Here is a 16,351-nt window from a genome sequence, read left to right on the forward strand (position 1 = left end):
GAAGTGCCCGCCACCAAGACGTTCCACTACAACAGCATCGACGCGACCGGGCGTAAGACGAAGGGCACGGTCGAGGCGGCCAACGAGGCCGCGGCGATGCACATGCTCAAGACCCGCGGCGAGGTCCCGCTCGAGCTGAGCGTGGCCGGCCAGGGCCTGAACATGGATCTGAAGATCCCCGGCCTGGGTGGCAAGACCAAGCTCAAGGACCTGGCGGTCTTCGCACGCCAGTTCGCGACCATGACCGCTTCCGGCATGTCATTGCTGCGGTCGCTGTCGATCCTGGAGGAGCAGACCTCGGCGCCGGCCTTGAAGAAGGCGGTCGCCGAGGTCCGCAACGACGTGGCCGGCGGTGTCTCGCTGTCGTCGGCGATGTCCAAGCACGACCGGCAGTTCCCCCGCCTGATGGTCGCCATGGTGCGGGCCGGCGAGGCGGGCGGCATGATCGACAAGGCTCTCGAGCAGATCGCGGACAGCCTGGAGAAGGACGCGGCGCTCCGCGGCAAGATCAAGAGCGCGCTGACCTATCCGGCGATCGTGCTGAGCTTCACGTTCGTCCTCATCGCCCTGGTCCTGATCTTCATCGTCCCGATCTTCGAGGCGATGTTCAAGAGCCTCGGTGGCAAGCTGCCGGGGATCACCCAGTTCCTGGTCGACACGAGCCACAACATGTGGTGGATCGGCCCGCTCTTCCTGATCATCACGATCGGCGGCTCGACGATCTTCAAACGCCGGCTGCGGTCGAGTGCGGAGTTCCGGTTGGGCTTCGACCGCTTCAAGCTCAAGATGCCGGTCTTCGGGCCGCTGCTGCGCAAGCTGGCGATGAGCCGCTTCTCGCGGAGCCTGGGTCTGCTGCTGAACGTCGGCGTGCCGGTCATGCAGGCGCTGTCGGTGGTCGGCGAGACCACCGGCAACGAGGTGATCAACGCCGCGATGAAGGACGTCCAGGCCGCCGTCCGCGAGGGCCAGCCGATGTCGTCCGCGCTGCGCCACCACAAGATTTTCCCCGAGATGGTCACACAGATGATCGAAGTGGGCGAAGAAAGCGGCCAAATCAGTCAGATGCTGGACAAGGTTGCCGATTTCTACGACAGGGAAGTCGACAGCGCCGCCGAGTCCCTGACCGCCTCGATCGAACCGATCATGGTCCTCGTCATGGGAGCCGTGGTCGGCGGAATGGTGATCTGTCTCTACCTTCCGATGTTCACCATCTACCAGAACATCCAGAGCAACTGACGCGCTGGAGCAGTGAAACGACCGGTCCCTCCGGTCGACGTCGGGCACCCGAGCCCGGAAGGTTTTATCCCCGCCCACCCTGACGCCACACTGGAGGCACCCCCAATGCAGGACATCATCACCCGGCTGCGCGCCAAGAAGGACGACGACGGCTTCACGCTCATCGAGCTCCTGGTCGTCGTGGTCATCATCGGCGTGCTGGTCGCGATCGCCGTGCCGGTCTACCTGAACTACCGCCAGGGCGCGGCCGACAAGTCGGCCCAGTCGGACGTTCGCGGCGCCATCTCGGCCGTCGAGCAGTGGTACACGGACAACAACAACACGTACCCGGCCGGCCCGACCGCCAAGCAGAGCACCACGTACAACCTGAGCACCACCACCGCTGCCGGCGCCGCCGGCGCCGCCGGCAAGGTCACGTTGTCGGACAAGACCGAGATGGTGTACATCCCGCCGTCGGGCACGGTCACCTCGTACAAGCTCTGCGCCACCAACACCGGCGGCAGCGGCAAGTACTACATCTACGACAGCGCGTCGGGCGGTTCGGTGAAGTCGGCCACCACCATCACCGCAACGAACTTCACCACCTGCGGCCCCTGACCCGGCACGCCGCCGACGGCGTCCATCCACCCAACGCGAGCCGAGGAGGTCGACATGCCGCAGCCCATGCTGCTCTGCATCGCCGGCCTCCTCGGTCTCGCGATCGGCTCGTTCCTGAACGTCGTCATCCACCGGGTGCCCGAGGGCCTGTCCCTGGTCAAGCCCGGCTCACACTGCCCGCACTGCGGCCACGAGATCCGTAACCGGCACAACGTCCCGGTGCTCGGCTGGGTGCTGCTGCGCGGGAAGTGCGCGGACTGCCGGGCGCCCATCAGCGTCCGTTACCCCTTGGTCGAGGCGGGGACCGCGGCCCTGTTCGTGGCCGTGGCGGCTCGCTTCGGGCTCTCCTGGGAGCTCCCGGCGTATCTCTATCTGGCCGCCATCTCGATCGCGCTCGCCGCGATCGACCTGGACAAGCTGCGGCTGCCGGACGCCATCGTCAAGCCCTCGTACGCCGTCGCGCTGGCCCTGCTGCTGCCGGCCGCCGCGCTCGGGCACGACTGGCGCGCGATCGTCCGCGGGCTGATCGCCGCGGCCGCCATGTGGATCTTCTTCGAGATCGTCGCCTTCTTCGGCGCGATGGGCGGCGGCGACGTCAAGCTCGCCCCGCTGCTCGGCTTCTACCTGGGCTGGCTCGGCTGGAGCGCGGTGGCGATCGGCGCGTTCGCCGCGTTCGTCCTCGGCGGCCTGGTCGGGGCCGGCCTGATGGCGGCCCGGCTGGCCAAGCGGAAGACGCGCATCCCGTTCGGCCCGTACATGCTCGCCGGCGCGTTCCTCGCCGTGTTCGCCGCGGCGCCGATCGCGGACTGGTACCTGAACCTGCTCTCCACCCCCATCGCCTGAGAAAGGGAACCGATGGCTGGCATCACTCCGATCGGGCTGGACATCGGCTCGTCGTCCATCCGCGCGGTCGAGGTCCGCCGCGCCAAGGACGAGCACACCCTGACCAACTTCGGGCAGGTCCCGCTGCCCCCGGGCACCGTCCAGGGCGGCACCATCCAGGACCCGGTCGTCGTCACCACCGCGCTCAAGCAGCTCTGGGCCGCCTGCCGGTTCGACACCAAGAAGGTCATGCTCGGCGTGACCAACCCGCAGCTCGTGGTGCGGGAGATGTCGGTGTCGAACCTGCCGCCCAAGGAGATGCAGAAGTCGCTGCCCTTCCAGGTGCGCGACGCGTTGCCGCTGGCGGTGGAACGGTCGGTGCTCGACTTCCACCCGCTGGAGGATCCCGGAACCAATCCGACCGTACGCGGCCTGCTCATCGCCATGCCCAAGGACGCCGTGCTCAGCTCGGTGCAGGCGGTGGAGAAGGCCGGCCTGCACGTGGTCGGCGTGGACCTGGCCTCGCTGGCCCTGCTGCGCGCCGCCTCCCGGCTGGACGCCCAGGTCGAGGCCATTGTGGACATCGGCGCCGACGTGACCAGCGTGGTCGTGCACGTCGACGGCGAACCGCTGATCGTGCGGACCGTCCCGCGCGGCGGCGCCGAGGTGACCGAGAGCATGGCGACCCGGCTGGGCATCCCGGTGCCCGACGCCGAGGTGCTCAAGTGCCGCTTCGGCCTGCATGGCGACGGCACCCCGGACAGCGCGACCGCCGCCGCCGACGCGATCCGGCCGCTGGTCAACGAGCTGCGCAGCTCGTTCACCTATCTCGCCTCGGGTGAGCGGCAGAAGCAGGTCACCCGGATCTCGCTGTGCGGCGGCAGCGCGCTGATGCCCGGCCTGGCCGAGCACCTCCAGCAGTCGCTGAACGTCTCGGTGATGTACGCGGACAGCGCCGGCCGCCTGCGCGACACGCGCCGGGCCCGCCAGCGCGGCTTCGACAGTTTTGTGCCGTCGGCCGCCGTGTCGATCGGCCTGACCCTGGGAGCGGCAGCCTGATGGCCCAGACCACCCTGATGCCCCTGGACCCCGCGCTGTCACCGCAGCAGGTCACCCGGGTGCTCACGATCACCGCCAGCCTGCTGCCCGAAGAGGTCGTCGCGGCCCGCCGGGCCCGCCGGACCCGCGGCTGGGTGCTCGCCGTGGTCGGCGCGGTCATCCTCGCCCTGGCCGGCTGGTACGTGGTGGCCGACCGTGGCGCCCTCGACGCCTCGACCGAGCTGGAGTCGGTCACCGCCGAGCAGTCCCGCCTGCAACGCAAGCAGGCCGGCTACGGCGAGGTGGTGAACACCCAGAGCGAGAACATCACCATCACCAAGCAGCTGAAGACGCTGATGGCCAAGGACCTGCAGTGGGCCGGCCTGATCGAGACCCTGCGTGACACCGGCCGGCCCTCGAGCGTGTCGCTCCAGGGCATCACCGCCACCCTGGTCGCCGACAAAGCCGCCACGACCGCTTCGGTCCTGCCGAGCACCAGCGGCGCGGCCACGATCGGGACGATCACGCTCATCGGCACGGCGCCCGACAAGCCGTCGGTCGCCCGTTACGTGGAGACCCTGACCCAGGTCAGCACGCTGGCCAACCCGTACGTGACCACCGTGACCCAGAGCGGCAAGACGGTCACCTTCGTGCTGACCGTCGACGTCACCACCCGGGCGCTCTGCGGCCGGTTCACCACCAAGTGCAAAACCTCCGGAGGCAACTGATGGGTGCCCGCCACGCCGACCGGCTGTGGATCGCCGGCGGCGCCGCCGTCATCGTCGCCCTCGGGCTGATGACCTGGTTCTTCCTGGTCAGCCCGAAGTACGCCGAGGCCGCCGAGCTACACCAGACGACCGAGGACACGCAGGTCCAGATCGCGGTGCTGAACAAGCGGATCGCCGACCTGGAGCACGAGAAGTCGAAGCTCCCGCAGTACCGCGCCGCGCTGAAGGTCAGCCAGAACGCGCTCCCCTCGGGCTCCGGCGTGCCGGACCTGCTGCGGCAGCTGCAGAAGTCGGGCGACTCGCTGAACGTGACCGTGGGCGGCGTCAGCGTGAACGCCCCGGCCGCGGTCGAGGGGATGACCGACATCTACTCGCTGCAGATCGCGCTGACCCTGGACGGCACCGCCAGCAACCTGGGCAAGTTCCTCACCCAGCTCCAGACAACGCAGCCGCGGGCCGTCCTGATCGACTCGGCCACGGTGACCGGGACCGGGGACGGCGCCACGACGAAGACCACCATCTCGCTGTCCCTCCACGCGTTCGTCGCCGTGCCGGCCGGCCAGGGTGCTCCGTCGATCACCACGACGCCCGCCAAGTAGCGCCGCCCGACGTCGAAACGCCGCGGCAACCGCTCAAGTCCGACCAATCGCGGCCGATGGGGCCGCGGACGGCTCCACCCCTCGCAGCCGCGACCCAGACGAATGGAACGGCCATGGCCCACCGACTCGTGTCGTACCGACCGGCACGCCGCCGCATGAGGCGGCGTGACGGCGGCTTCTCGCTGATGGAAACGCTGGTCTCGCTCGCGGTGATCGGCACCGTGATGGCCGGGACGGCACCGTTCCTGATCAAGTCGGTGGGCGTGGTCGCGCAGCAGCGCACCCAGCAGGTCGCGGTCGAGGTCGCGAACGACGCGATCGAACGGGCCCGCGCCCTGTCGCCCACGTCGCTGCTCGCCGGCCGCAGCCTCACCAGCGCGAAGGCCCAGCTGGCCTCCGCGCCGGCGCAGGTGCAGTCGGTGCTGGACGTGACCCAGATCGACGCCAACGTCCTGCTCACGACCCTCCTGGGCAGCTCACCCGACGTGACCGCGCCGCTGCCCCTGACGCCGCTGCCGGTGACCGTCGGCAACGTCACCTACCAGCAGAACTGGTACGTCGGCAGCTGCTTCCAGAGCAAGGCCGCCCCAGCCTCCCCCACGCTGCTGAACACCCTGGTCGGCCTGGGCGACTGCATCGGCACCAAGCCGGGGCTCGGCCTGATCGCGGTCCCGTACTTCCGGGTCGTGGTCGCCGTGACCTGGAAGCACAACGGCTGCAAAGACGACGCGTGCACGTACGTCACCTCGACGCTGGTCAGCCCGAGCGCCGACCCGGTCTTCGACCTCAAGCGGCCGCCGCCGGCCATCGTCGCCCCGCTCAAGCAGTCCCACTACGTCGGTGACAAGGTCGACCTCCAGCTCGTCGCGGCGGGCGGAACCCTGCCGCGCACCTGGACGCTGACCAACCTGCCGCCCGGCCTGACCGCCACCAGCGCCGGCGTCATCTCGGGCAAGCCGACGGCGGCGGGCACGTACACGGTGACCGCCCACGTGGAGGACCGTGACAAGAACAGCGACGACGCCACCTTCACCTGGGTGGTGGCCGACCTGCCGGTCCTCACCTCGCCCGGTGCGCAGGTGTTCCGCACCCTGACCGCGGTCTCGCTGCCGATCACCCTGACCGGCGGGCTCGCCCCGATGGTCTGGACGGCGACCGGCCTGCCCGCCGGTCTGCTCATCGACGCGGGCACCGGCGTCATCTCGGGCACGCCGCTGACCACCCAGTCGACGGCACAGACGGCCACCGTCAAGGCGGTCGACAGCCTCGGCGAGCAGACGGCCACGACCACCTTCACCTGGCGCACGTTCACGCCGGTGAACCTGGTCAGCCCGGGTGTGCAGAACGCCACCAAGGGCGACAACGGCGCCTACAACCTGGGGGCGGCGGCCTACGGCGGCCTGGCTCCGTACACCTTCTCGGCCACCGGGCTCCCGGCCGGCGTCACCATCCACCCGAACAGCGGCCAGACCACCGGGATCATCACCGCGGGCACCCGTTACCTGGTCACCGCCAAGGTGACCGACAGCCTCGGCGGCTCCGCCTCGGTCGTCGTCCTGGTCAACGTGGCCAACCGGATCGGCACCGACCTGCGGGTGACCGCGCCGGCCCCGGGGGCCCCGGACCAGACCACCGCCCTCAACGCCACGGTCTCGCTGACCGCGCAGGCGGCCGGGCAGTCCGGGCTGTCCTGGACCGCGACCGGGCTGCCGACCGGCCTGACCATGAGCGCCGCCGGCGTGGTCACCGGCAAGCCGACCGTCGCCGGCAAGTACACGACGACGTTCACCGTCACCGGTGGCGGCCAGTCGGCCTACCTGATGTTCACCTGGACGGTGAACTGATGCGGCGCCGGGAGCGGACCGACGACAGCGGCTTCTCGCTGGCCGAGGTGATGGTGTCGATGAGCGTGATGAGCGTCGTCATGGTCGTCTTCACCTCGGCGATCCTGCAGGCCTACAAGACCAGCGCCAAGTCCGAGTCGATCTCGATCGTGCAGGCCCAGCTGCAGAACGCTTTCCAGCGCATCGACCGGGAGATCCGGTACGCGTCCTGGATCAGCCAGCCGGGCCAGGTCGGCACCGCCTGGTACGTGGAGTACGCCGGGTACGACGGCAGCAGCTGCGGCCAGCTCCGGCTGGAGACCTCCGGGACCGCGGAGGGCCCGAACAACGCCGGCGGCGTGCTGCAGTGGCTCACCTGGCCCAAGGCGGCGCCCCCGGCGGCCGGCGCGGCGGGCCAGACGATCGCCTCCAACGTGGTCGCCCCGGACAGCGCCGGACCCTTCGAACGGCAGGCCGCCGGCACCGTCACGGGCACCGGCGCCACCGCCTTCACGCCCGACTACCAGCGACTGCGGGTGCGCCTCTCGGCCCGGCGCGGCGACAGCGTCGCGGCCGTCGACACCACCTTCACCGCGCTGAACACGTCCCGCGACACGCCCGCCACGAACGACTGCAGCAAGGGGAGGCCGTCATGATCGGCACCGGATTCTGGCGGAGCCGGCGGCGGGCCCGGCGATCGGACGAGGGCTCGATGCCCGCGGCGATGATCATCACCCTGGTCGGCATGACCCTGAGCGCCGCCATCGCGCCGCTCGTGGCCAACCAGATCGTCAGCACCCGCACGATCACCACGCGGACCGACGCGCTGCAGGCCGCCCAGGCCGGGATCGACGTCGCCCTCGGCCAGCTGCGGGCGGCCGGGACCGCCGGGTCGGGCGACCTGGAAGCCTTGCCGGCCTGCACGTTGACCGGCGCGTCGGAGACCGGCTCGAAGTACAAGGTGACCATCCTCTACTACAAGCTGTCGGCCGCCGGCGCGCCGGCGCCGCAGGACTGCCCGCCGACCGACGTGCCGGTGACGGCCAAGCTGACCGCGACCGGCGGCCCCGACGGGGTCACCCTGGCCCAGGGCACCCTCGGCACCCGCACGCTCGAGTCCACGTACACGTTCAAGACCAGCAACGAGAACATCAGCGGCGGCGCCGTCCAGCTCGCCTCGCCGGCCGCTCCGCTCGCGCTGTGCATGGACTCCGGCGAGGACTCGTACCCGGCCGCCGGATCGACCGCCAAGGCGCAGCTGTGCAAGAGCGGCGGCGCCAGTGACCAGCGGTTCGCCTACACCGCCGACCTGAATCTGAAGGTGGTCAGCTCCGAGACGGCGGGCGCGCCGGACGGCATGTGCCTGGAGGCGGCCTACCCGCGGGCGATCGGCAACGTCGTCAAGTTCCAGCCCTGCCTCAAGCTGACCGCCCGCCAGCAGTGGAGCCTCAACGACTCCTCGGAGTTCTCCGGCACGCGGGAGAACGAGGTCGTACTGAACGAGTTCTGCCTGAGCCTGCTGAACCCCGGCATCACGGGCAGCGACATCGTGCTGGGCTCGTGCGCCGCGGTGTCGAACAAGAACGTATGGCGTTCGCAGCCCGGCGTCGGCGCGGGCATGTCCTCGGCGGCGACCAACCAGCTGGTCAACTTCAAACAGTTCAGCCGGTGCCTGGACGTCACCAACTTCACACCGGGCTGGCCGTACATGATCGTCTGGTTCTGCAAGCAGGCCCCGAACGGTGTCCCGCCCTGGAACCAGGCCTGGTACATGTCGCCGGCCGGCAGCAACATCCTGCAGAAGCGGATCCGGACGATCAACACCAACGACGGTCAGGGCTACTGCCTGACCACGCCGGGGTCGACGGCCGCGGCGACCTACGTGACGCTCACCGCGTGCGCTGCGACCGGGATCCTCGACGACAAGATGGTCTGGACCGTGTACGGCGACACCGGGGTGTACGCCAGCAGCTACCGCATCGTCGACAAGAACGGCTTCTGCCTCACCCCCACCGACCTGACCGCCACGCCGGCCGACACGCACACCGACGGCACGGCCAAGGTCAAGCTGGCCGAGTGCACCAACTCGGAGCTCCAGAAGTGGAATGCCCCGGCCGACTTCAACAAGCCGACCGTGCTCACCAACACCCAAGAGAAGTGACGCCGGCCGACGAGGTCGAGGGCGCGATGCGGACGCCGGACGGGCAGTGGCGGGTGGAGATCGTCCGCCGCGGCCGCACGCGCTGGTACCGCGTCGTGCACGGCGACGAGGTCATCGACTGGTTGTCGATCGCCTCGGTGGAACGGATCCTGCGGGACGCCGGCGTCGACCGCGACCAACTGATCGAGGGCTAACGGCTCGGAACCCACCAGACCTTGGTCGGGCCGTTCAGGGTGGGGCAGGCCAGGTAGCGGTCGCGCTGTTCGCAGCCGTACGCGGCGCCCACCTCGACCACGCCGACCGGGCGCACCCGGCCGGCGTGGTCGTGGATCTCGACCCAGGTCCAGCCGGGCGCACCGGTGTCGGGGCGCAGCAGCAGGTCGCCGGCCCGGATCACGGGGCCGAGCCGCTGGGTCAGCCGGCCGGTGCGGGGGTCGCGCAGGGTCACCTCGGGCATCTCCTGGTCGTCACCGGCCAGCACGGTGTGCTCGTCGAAACGGAACGCGAAGGAGAGCTCCCGGTTCGTCCAGAGCGGGGCCCCGCTTCCCGGGTCGATCGCGCTGACGCCGACCGCCGACGGGTCGCCCAGGGCGCTGATCCCGGGCACCGCGCTGGACACGCACCAGACGTCGCCGCAGTCCTCGGCCAGCCCGGTCGGCCCGGAGGTGCGCTGCCACAGCCGGGCGAACGGCACCAGGGAGAAGGCGGTCATCGACGCCTCACCGGCCGCCTTGCGCCGGACCACCATCCGGTTGTCGCCGACCGTGCCGATCACCGTGCCCTCGATGTCCGGGAACTGGGCCGGGTGCAGCGGGCCGCCCAGGTCGCCGCGGGACAGCTCGCGCCCGGTCGCGTAGTCGAGGATCAGCACCGTGCCGTCGGCGCCGGCCAGCACCACCCGCCCGGGCTCGCCGTCGGCCGGCACCGACGGTCCGAAGTAGACCCGGAAGCCGGCCGGTCGCTCCCAGATCGTCCGCCCGGTCCGCGGATCGGCCAGCCGCAGGACGGTCCCGTCCGGCCGGTCGGCGGTGAACAGCACACCCGCGCCGGCGATCATGATCGCCGCGGAGTTGGCCTCCTCGTGCGTCCACAGCACCTTGCCGGTGGCGGCGTCCAGGAAGCTGATCCGCGGGTCGCTGCCGGATCGGGCCATCAGCACGCCGGCCGCGTCGCTGATCACCAGGTTCTGCACACCCTGGATCAGGGCGGCCGCCCACACCTCCCGGCCGGCGGTCAGGTCGTACCGGCGTACCGCGGACTCGCTGTTGGGGTTGTTGATCCCGTAGTGGGCGGTATAGAGGGCGTCGCGGCCCAGCTCGAACGCCGCCGCCGCCGAGCCGCCGGCGGTCAGCACCTCGCGCAGGGCCCGGGGCGCCGGCCCATCGGCGGTGAGCGCGGCCAGCAGCAGAGCGGCGACGAGCAGGGAGATCAGCGAACGACGCGAACCGCCGGCCCCGGAGCGTTCGGACGCCCGCGGCGGGTCCGCATCCAGGTCGATGACCGCCACGCCCACCATCGCCTCATCATGCTCCTGCCCCAACCGACACGGGTAGGTCACCGTGAGTAGGCTTACCGCATGTCTTATGCGGTACCGCCGACAAGAACGGCGGCCGTCGTCCGGCAGCTGCGCAACGAGATCGTCTCCGGTGAGCTGCCGCCCGGCACGCTGATCAAGGACGCCGAGCTGGCCGCCCGTCTGGGCGTCAGCATCACACCGGTGCGCGAGGCGATCGCCCAGCTCTCCGTCGAGGGCCTGATCGACATCGCGCCGAACCGGACCCGGCACGTCACCAAGGTGACACAGAAGAACGCGCTCGAGCTGATCGACGTGATGGGCGTGCTCGCCTGCGCCGGCTTCGAATGGGGCGTCGACAACCTCACCGAGACCCACCTCGACACGCTGCGCCAGCGGCAGAAGGAGTTCGTCGAGGCGCTGGCCGCCGGCAACGTGCTGGCCGCCGGCGCGGCCGGCGCCGACTTCAGCACCACGGTGATCCTGGCCAGCGGCAACCGCGAACTGCAGTCGATGGTCGACCTGGTGGTCGCCCGCACGATGCGCATCCTCGCGATGTCGGCCGAGAGCAACCTGTGGAGCACCTGGATCGAGGGCCACGACGCGATCATCGACCTGCTGGAAGCGGGCGACCGGCCGGGTGCGGTGGCCCGCTACAAGCAGATCTACGTCGACTACCGGGCGAAGGTCGAGCAGGAGCTCTTCGACTAGGCCAGGGCCTTGATCAAGGCCGGCAGGTGGTCGAGGGCGGTGCGCCGCAGGGCATATCGGGTGATGCCCCAGCGCCGCTCGTGTTCGCGGATCTGCGCCGCGATCTCCTCGATCGTGCCGACCAGGATGAACGGCACCTGCCGCAGCTCGTCGACGCCGAGACCGACGTCGTCGGCCATCTCCTCGAGCGCGGCCTCCGCGTCGTCGGTGACCTCGAACTGCTGCACCAGCGCCTCGAGCACCTTGCCGCGCAACGGCTCCACGTGCTCGTCGATCTGGTCGAGCCGCCAGCGAACCTCGTGATTGCGCCCGTCGGGCCTGGTCCTCCCGAGCCCGGACAGCCCGATGACGTCCGCCTCCTCGGCGGCCCAGCGCAGCAGCCGGGAGTTGCCGCCGCCGAACAGCAGCGGCACCTTCGCCTGCACCGGGCGCGGCTTCTCCAGCCTCGCCCCGGTCATGGTCAGCGCCGGAGTGTCCACTGTGACCTCCTCGCCGGCCAGCAGCCGCCGCGTCGCCTCGGCCACCGCGATGCATCGGTCGACCCGGCCGCGCACATCCGGCCGGGTCTGCCCGACCGACTCCCACTCGGCCGGGTTGTGCCCAGCCCCGATGCCGAGCAGCGCCCGGCCGCCGGACACCACGTCGAGCGTCGCCACGTCGGCGGCCAGCAGCATCGGCTCGCGGACGCCGGCGTTCACGACGTACGCGCCGAGTTTGATCGTGGTGGTCACCGCGGCCGCCGCGGCCAGGGCGACATGGGGCGCCGCGCACTGGCCGGGATGGTCGGGCGTGAGCAGCGTGTCGAAGCCGTTGGCCTCGGCCGTGCGGGCGGTCTCGAGCCATTCGGTGGCGTTCTGCGGTACGGCCTGGAAGGCGAATGCGGTCATGCCCAGCACCCTGCCCGCCGCGGCCCGGGGCGGGTAACCCCATTTCGCGGCGGGCGAAGGTTGTTCACAGCCAGCGGAAAAACCGGACGGCTCCGCCGGTGAAGACGCCGATGTACGCGAGGAGCGCGATCACCGGGAGCAGGGCCGGCCAGTGCCCCACCGAGGCCGCCTGCATCGCCGCCTGCCCGGCGCCGAGCGGGCTGAGCTCGCCGATCCGCTGGAGCCAGTCCGGCATCACCTCGCGCGGCGTCCACAGCCCGGCCAGGAACATCAGCGGGAAGAACAACGCCATGCCGATGCCCGACGCGGCCTTGCCGCTCGGCGCGACGGCGGCCACGAAGATCCCCAGGGCGAACACCGCCGCGCCGCAGAGCAGGAAGGCGACCAGGAAGAGCAGAAGGTGCCGGGGGAACGGCACGTCGAAGGCGAACCGGCCGACCAGCACGGCCAGCACCCCGGCGACCAGAGCGGTGACCGCGTTCATCACGAGTTGCGCGCCGAGCAGCATGACCGGCGAGGCCGGGGTGGTGGCCATCCGGCGCAGCACCCCTCGCTCCCGGTAGGTGGCGAGGACCTGCGGCGTGGACTGCAGGCCGAGCGAGGCCAGGGCCAGGACGAGCGCGATCGGCACGTACAGGTCGATCACCCGCAGGCCGCCCAGCTCGGGGCTGACCTCGCGGAAGGCCGGGATGGAACCGAGGATGCCGACCAGCACGACCGGGAAGAGCAGCCCGAAGAAGGAGAGCATCGGCTCGCGGAGGAAGAGCCGGAACTCGGAAGCGGTGAGTTTGCCGAAGGCGTTCATGGCGGTTCCTCTCAGGCGTCGGTGGGGCGGCCGGTCAGCTGGACGAACGCGTCGTCCAGAGTGGCCTGTTCGAGGCGCAGGTCGGCGGCGACGATCTGGTTCGAGGCGAGCACGCTGGTGACGGCCTGCAGCAGGGCGCCGGTGCCGACCACCTCGACGGCCGGCCCGTGCCGGCGCACCTCGCGGACCTCGGGCAGGGCCGTGAGCAGCTTCTCGTCCAGCGGCGCGGACGGCCGGAACCGGATGCGCTGCTCGACGGCCACCCGCTCGACCAGGCCGGCCGGGGTGTCCAGGGCGACCACGGCGCCGTGGTCGATCACCGCGATCCGGTCGCAGAGCCGCTCGGCCTCCTCCATGAAGTGGGTGACCAGCAGCACCGTGACCCCGCGGTCGCGGATCCCGGCGATCAGGTCCCAGGTGTCCCGCCGGGCCTGCGGGTCGAGGCCGGTGGTGAGCTCGTCCAGGACGGCGATCTCGGGCCGCCCGACCAGCGCCAGCGCGATCGACAGCCGCTGCTTCTGGCCGCCCGAGAGCTTGGCGAACGGGGTCTTGAGCTTGTCGCCGAGACCGAGGTCGCGAACCAGCTCACGCCACTCGACCGGGTTCGGGTAGAACGCGCTGAACAGCTCCAGGGCCTCGCGGACGCGCATCTTGTCGGGCAGCGCCGACTCCTGCAGCTGCACCCCGACCAGGCGGCGAAGGTCCGGGTCGCCGGGGGTACGCCCGAGCACCTCGATCGTCCCGCCGTCCGGCTTGCGCAACCCGGCGATCGCCTCGACCGTGGTGCTCTTGCCGGCCCCGTTCGGACCGAGGATGCCGAAGATCTCGCCGCGCTCGACGGAGAACGTCACGTCGGCGGCGGCGACGGTCGGCCCGTACTCCTTGCGGAAGTTTCTGACCTCGATGATTGGCATGCGTTCAGCGTCGCGGCGCGGCGGCCGGGTTCCATCAACCAGCGGCAGGCGACCGCGGTCCACCGATCGGTGGATGGGGATGAGCCAACCGGTTTTGGGGATCTCCGGCGCGGCGTACGCCTATTTTGCTAGCTTTCACCCGATTAGCGAGACCAGGAGGGCATGTCGTGCGAGTCCGGCGCAGAACCCTGCTCGGCGCCGTCGTCGCGGCCGCCGGGCTCTCCGCCTGCGGCGACACCGCGGAGAGCGGCGACGATGGCGGCACCACGACCATGTGGATCTGGCCCGGCGGGCTGGACGACGCCATGGTGGCCGAGGCGGTGCGGCATTTCGGCGGCACCACCAAGCTGAGCGTCAGCACGGTCGAGGGCAACTACCTGGAGCAGCTCACGCCGGTGCTCAACGGCGCCGGAGCGCCCTCCGTGGCCGGGATCAAGGGCGAGGACATCAGCTCGGTCCTCCCCCGCGCCGACCTCTTCGTCGACCTGAACACCCTCGGCGCCGGCGACCTGAAACCCGACTACCTCGACTGGAAGTGGCGGCAGGGCAGCACGCTGGACAACCGGCTGGTCGGCTTCCCGATCGACACCGGGCCGACCGCGCTGTTCTACCGGCACGACGTGTTCCGCAAGGCCGGGCTGCCGGCCGAACCGGACGATGTCGCCGACGCCGCCAAGGACTGGCCCGGCTACCTCGCCCTCGGCCGTCGACTGGTCCGGAAGCTGCCCTCGGTCCGGCTCTTCTGCAACGCGGCCGACCTGTTCAGCAGCTGCGTCGGGCAGAGCACCCGCCGGTTCGTGAGCGAGACCAACAACTACATCGGTGACAGTGACGCGGTGCGTGGCGCGTGGGACATCGCGGTCGAGTCGGTCGGGATGGGCGTCAGCGCCGGCATCTTCAACGACGACACCAAACGATTCCCGGCGTACGAGGCCGGCACGGTCGCCAGCGACACCGGTCCGGCCTGGCTGGCGCAGGACCTGGCCGGCTCGGCCGCCGGATCGGCCGGCAAGTGGCGGGTGGCCAACGGCTGCGCCGACGGCGCCAACCAGGGCGGCTCGTTCCTGGCCATCCCGGCCGCGGGCGGCGGGCACGAGACCGCGTTCGAGGTGATCCGGTGGCTGTTGTCACCGGCCAACCAGGCCAAGATGTTCGCCGGCGCCAAACTGTTCCCGTCCGCGCCGGCCGCGTTCCAGATGGCCGAACTGCTCGCGCCCGACCCGTTCTTCGGCGGCCAGCGCACCACGAAGGTCTTCGCCGCCTCGGCCGGCCAGGCCAAGCTCTCCTACGAGGCGCCGTCGGACGCCGCCATCGAGCAGATCTTCCTCGGCCACCTGCAGAAGCTGGAGGCCGGCACGACGACCGCGGCCGCCGCCTGGACGGCCGCCGTCGACGAGGGCCGCAAACTGGCCGTCAGCAAGGGTGTCCTGGCCGACTGACCAAAGGCGTGTCTCAACGGGCGGCGCTGAGCGGCAGCAGGTGGCCGGCCAGGTCCGAGACGACGTCGCGGACGACCACGCGGGCGTCGTCGGCCCGCCGCTTGGTCGACGCCTGCCGGGCCATGATCATCTCTGCGTTCGAGGGCGTGACCGGGATCGCCGGGGTCGGTATCCAGCCCGCCGGCAGCGGGAAGTTCCGCTTGGCGTGCTCGGCCAGCAACCACCCGGCGATCGCGCCCTGCACGTACGGCTCCGGCGAGACCAGCGCGTACCCGCCGTTCCGCACCGCTTGCACGGCGATGTCGTCCAGCCCGAACCCGCCGGCGATCCAGGTGCCGGCCGACTGGTTGCGCAGCCGGGCCAGGCTGCGGGCGTCCCGGTCGCCGGTGCCGACGAAGCCCAGCGCGCGCGGGTCGGACCGCACCAGCAGCTCCCACGACTTCAGGTTGGCCGCCGGGTCCTGCTTGGTGTCGAACGGCCCCAGCAGCCGCACCCCGGGCCGGACCCGCGGCAGCCGGGAGCGCAGGCCGGCGATGCGCTGGTCGAGCGCCTGCACGCCGGGCACCGCCGTGCCGAGCACGACCACGCCGGCCGCGTCCCGGGGCAGCAGGGAGGCGACCTGATCGGCCAGCATCTCGCCCAAGGCGAAGTTGTCGTTGCCGACATAGAGCTTGACGCCGGAGCCCTCGGCCGGCGGGGAGTAGACGGCGATCACCGGGGTGCCGGCCTCGCCGGTCGCGGCCATCGGGCCGGACAGCAGCTCCGGCGTCCAGGTGAACACGGCCAGCCCGTTCCGCCCCTCCCGGCGCAGGTCCTCCAGCATGCCGAGTTGCCGCGCGGTGTCGCCGATCGGCGGGCCGGCCTCGGTGTGCCGCACCCCGGCCTCGGCCACCGCGGTGGCGTACCCGGCGGTCATCTCGCGGACGTAGCCGAGACCGGCGTCCGCGGTGAGGAAGGCGACGGCCGGGTCGGGAGCGGCGTAGCCGGCGCTGTGGCCGCCCAGGGAGAGGACCAGCGTCACGGCCGCCACCCCGGCCACTGCCCGGCCGACCCGCATCGCGTCCTCTCCTCCCGTACC

The 16,351-nt window shown here is 71.0% G+C and carries 17 protein-coding genes; 12 read left to right on the forward strand and 5 right to left on the reverse strand.

Annotation, left to right across the window (positions count from 1 at the left end):
• The first annotated feature begins 3 nt into the window (after nt 1-3).
• From AB0O15_RS39730 to AB0O15_RS39775, 10 genes are all read left to right on the forward strand, one after another.
• A complete protein-coding gene (locus tag AB0O15_RS39730) occupies nt 4-1,236 on the forward strand; it encodes a type II secretion system F family protein (protein WP_364330434.1) in 1,233 nt (410 codons plus the stop codon).
• Between the two features lie 105 nt (nt 1,237-1,341).
• A complete protein-coding gene (locus tag AB0O15_RS39735; RefSeq protein ID WP_364330437.1) occupies nt 1,342-1,833 on the forward strand; it encodes a prepilin-type N-terminal cleavage/methylation domain-containing protein in 492 nt (163 codons plus the stop codon).
• Nucleotides 1,834-1,887: 54 nt separating this feature from the next.
• Nucleotides 1,888-2,676 carry a prepilin peptidase gene (locus tag AB0O15_RS39740; RefSeq protein ID WP_364330440.1) on the forward strand — a complete coding sequence of 263 codons (789 nt, stop codon included), beginning with the start codon at nt 1,888-1,890 and terminating at the stop codon, nt 2,674-2,676.
• Between the two features lie 12 nt (nt 2,677-2,688).
• Nucleotides 2,689-3,714: a type IV pilus assembly protein PilM gene (gene pilM, locus AB0O15_RS39745; protein WP_364330443.1), complete on the forward strand. Its 1,026-nt coding sequence runs from the start codon at nt 2,689-2,691 to the stop codon at nt 3,712-3,714.
• Entirely contained in the window at nt 3,714-4,421 is a 708-nt protein-coding gene (locus AB0O15_RS39750) for a hypothetical protein (protein WP_364330446.1), read from the forward strand. The genes pilM and AB0O15_RS39750 overlap by 1 nt, the downstream gene beginning before the upstream one ends.
• Nucleotides 4,421-5,020: a type 4a pilus biogenesis protein PilO gene (gene pilO, locus AB0O15_RS39755; RefSeq protein WP_364330449.1), complete on the forward strand. Its 600-nt coding sequence runs from the start codon at nt 4,421-4,423 to the stop codon at nt 5,018-5,020. The genes AB0O15_RS39750 and pilO overlap by 1 nt, the downstream gene beginning before the upstream one ends.
• A 155-nt stretch (nt 5,021-5,175) precedes the next feature.
• Entirely contained in the window at nt 5,176-6,864 is a 1,689-nt protein-coding gene (locus AB0O15_RS39760; protein ID WP_364330453.1) for a putative Ig domain-containing protein, read from the forward strand.
• Complete coding sequence (locus AB0O15_RS39765; protein WP_364330459.1) at nt 6,864-7,499, forward strand: prepilin-type N-terminal cleavage/methylation domain-containing protein; 636 nt, start codon at nt 6,864-6,866, stop codon at nt 7,497-7,499. Before AB0O15_RS39760 ends, AB0O15_RS39765 begins: the two co-directional genes overlap by 1 nt.
• The gene (locus tag AB0O15_RS39770; protein WP_364330462.1) at nt 7,496-9,004 is read left to right on the forward strand and encodes a ricin-type beta-trefoil lectin domain protein; all 1,509 of its coding nucleotides are present in this window, start codon (nt 7,496-7,498) and stop codon (nt 9,002-9,004) included. Before AB0O15_RS39765 ends, AB0O15_RS39770 begins: the two co-directional genes overlap by 4 nt.
• Nucleotides 9,001-9,198, forward strand: a complete 198-nt coding sequence (locus AB0O15_RS39775) for a hypothetical protein (protein ID WP_364330465.1) — start codon at nt 9,001-9,003, stop codon at nt 9,196-9,198. The genes AB0O15_RS39770 and AB0O15_RS39775 overlap by 4 nt, the downstream gene beginning before the upstream one ends.
• Here AB0O15_RS39775 and AB0O15_RS39780 read toward each other — a convergent pair.
• A complete protein-coding gene (locus AB0O15_RS39780) occupies nt 9,195-10,520 on the reverse strand; it encodes a PQQ-binding-like beta-propeller repeat protein (protein WP_364330468.1) in 1,326 nt (441 codons plus the stop codon). The two genes, AB0O15_RS39775 and AB0O15_RS39780, sit on opposite strands and share 4 nt — an antisense overlap.
• Before the next feature lie 60 nt (nt 10,521-10,580).
• On the opposite strand from AB0O15_RS39780, the gene AB0O15_RS39785 reads away from it, so the two are divergent.
• Entirely contained in the window at nt 10,581-11,228 is a 648-nt protein-coding gene (locus tag AB0O15_RS39785) for a GntR family transcriptional regulator (protein WP_364330471.1), read from the forward strand.
• On the opposite strand, the gene AB0O15_RS39790 is transcribed toward AB0O15_RS39785, so the two are convergent.
• The 3 genes from AB0O15_RS39790 to AB0O15_RS39800 all read right to left on the reverse strand — a co-directional run bounded on the left by AB0O15_RS39790 (nt 11,225) and on the right by AB0O15_RS39800 (nt 13,834).
• The gene (locus AB0O15_RS39790) at nt 11,225-12,115 is read right to left on the reverse strand and encodes an LLM class flavin-dependent oxidoreductase (protein WP_364330474.1); all 891 of its coding nucleotides are present in this window, start codon (nt 12,113-12,115) and stop codon (nt 11,225-11,227) included. The genes AB0O15_RS39785 and AB0O15_RS39790 overlap by 4 nt on opposite strands.
• Nucleotides 12,116-12,179: 64 nt before the next feature.
• The gene (locus AB0O15_RS39795) at nt 12,180-12,920 is read right to left on the reverse strand and encodes an ABC transporter permease (protein ID WP_364330477.1); all 741 of its coding nucleotides are present in this window, start codon (nt 12,918-12,920) and stop codon (nt 12,180-12,182) included.
• An 11-nt stretch (nt 12,921-12,931) separates the two neighbouring features.
• Nucleotides 12,932-13,834, reverse strand: a complete 903-nt coding sequence (locus AB0O15_RS39800) for an ABC transporter ATP-binding protein (RefSeq protein ID WP_364330479.1) — start codon at nt 13,832-13,834, stop codon at nt 12,932-12,934.
• 167 nt (nt 13,835-14,001) lie between these two features.
• Here AB0O15_RS39800 and AB0O15_RS39805 point away from each other — a divergent pair, with 167 nt between their 5' ends.
• Nucleotides 14,002-15,273 (forward strand): ABC transporter substrate-binding protein, encoded by a 1,272-nt coding sequence (locus tag AB0O15_RS39805; protein WP_364330481.1) that lies wholly within the window; start codon nt 14,002-14,004, stop codon nt 15,271-15,273.
• A 13-nt stretch (nt 15,274-15,286) separates the two neighbouring features.
• Here AB0O15_RS39805 and AB0O15_RS39810 read toward each other — a convergent pair whose 3' ends face one another.
• A complete protein-coding gene (locus AB0O15_RS39810; RefSeq protein ID WP_364330482.1) occupies nt 15,287-16,330 on the reverse strand; it encodes a substrate-binding domain-containing protein in 1,044 nt (347 codons plus the stop codon).
• Between the last annotated feature and the right edge of the window lie 21 nt (nt 16,331-16,351).

This window comes from Actinoplanes sp. NPDC089786, assembly GCF_040684855.1.
Classification (GTDB): domain Bacteria; phylum Actinomycetota; class Actinomycetes; order Mycobacteriales; family Micromonosporaceae; genus Actinoplanes.

Excerpts from the sequence above, each read along its gene's own strand:
- pilM (WP_364330443.1), top strand. The coding sequence starts at position 2,689 with ATGGCTGGCATCACTCCGATCGGGCTGGACATCGGCTCGTCGTCCATC.
- AB0O15_RS39735 (WP_364330437.1), top strand. The coding sequence starts at position 1,342 with ATGCAGGACATCATCACCCGGCTGCGCGCCAAGAAGGACGACGACGGC.
- pilO (WP_364330449.1), top strand. The coding sequence starts at position 4,421 with ATGGGTGCCCGCCACGCCGACCGGCTGTGGATCGCCGGCGGCGCCGCC.
- AB0O15_RS39780 (WP_364330468.1), bottom strand. The coding sequence starts at position 10,520 with ATGGTGGGCGTGGCGGTCATCGACCTGGATGCGGACCCGCCGCGGGCG.
- AB0O15_RS39740 (WP_364330440.1), top strand. The coding sequence starts at position 1,888 with ATGCCGCAGCCCATGCTGCTCTGCATCGCCGGCCTCCTCGGTCTCGCG.
- AB0O15_RS39770 (WP_364330462.1), top strand. The coding sequence starts at position 7,496 with ATGATCGGCACCGGATTCTGGCGGAGCCGGCGGCGGGCCCGGCGATCG.
- AB0O15_RS39800 (WP_364330479.1), bottom strand. The coding sequence starts at position 13,834 with ATGCCAATCATCGAGGTCAGAAACTTCCGCAAGGAGTACGGGCCGACC.
- AB0O15_RS39765 (WP_364330459.1), top strand. The coding sequence starts at position 6,864 with ATGCGGCGCCGGGAGCGGACCGACGACAGCGGCTTCTCGCTGGCCGAG.
- AB0O15_RS39750 (WP_364330446.1), top strand. The coding sequence starts at position 3,714 with ATGGCCCAGACCACCCTGATGCCCCTGGACCCCGCGCTGTCACCGCAG.
- AB0O15_RS39785 (WP_364330471.1), top strand. The coding sequence starts at position 10,581 with ATGTCTTATGCGGTACCGCCGACAAGAACGGCGGCCGTCGTCCGGCAG.
- AB0O15_RS39810 (WP_364330482.1), bottom strand. The coding sequence starts at position 16,330 with ATGCGGGTCGGCCGGGCAGTGGCCGGGGTGGCGGCCGTGACGCTGGTC.
- AB0O15_RS39795 (WP_364330477.1), bottom strand. The coding sequence starts at position 12,920 with ATGAACGCCTTCGGCAAACTCACCGCTTCCGAGTTCCGGCTCTTCCTC.
- AB0O15_RS39790 (WP_364330474.1), bottom strand. The coding sequence starts at position 12,115 with ATGACCGCATTCGCCTTCCAGGCCGTACCGCAGAACGCCACCGAATGG.
- AB0O15_RS39760 (WP_364330453.1), top strand. The coding sequence starts at position 5,176 with ATGAGGCGGCGTGACGGCGGCTTCTCGCTGATGGAAACGCTGGTCTCG.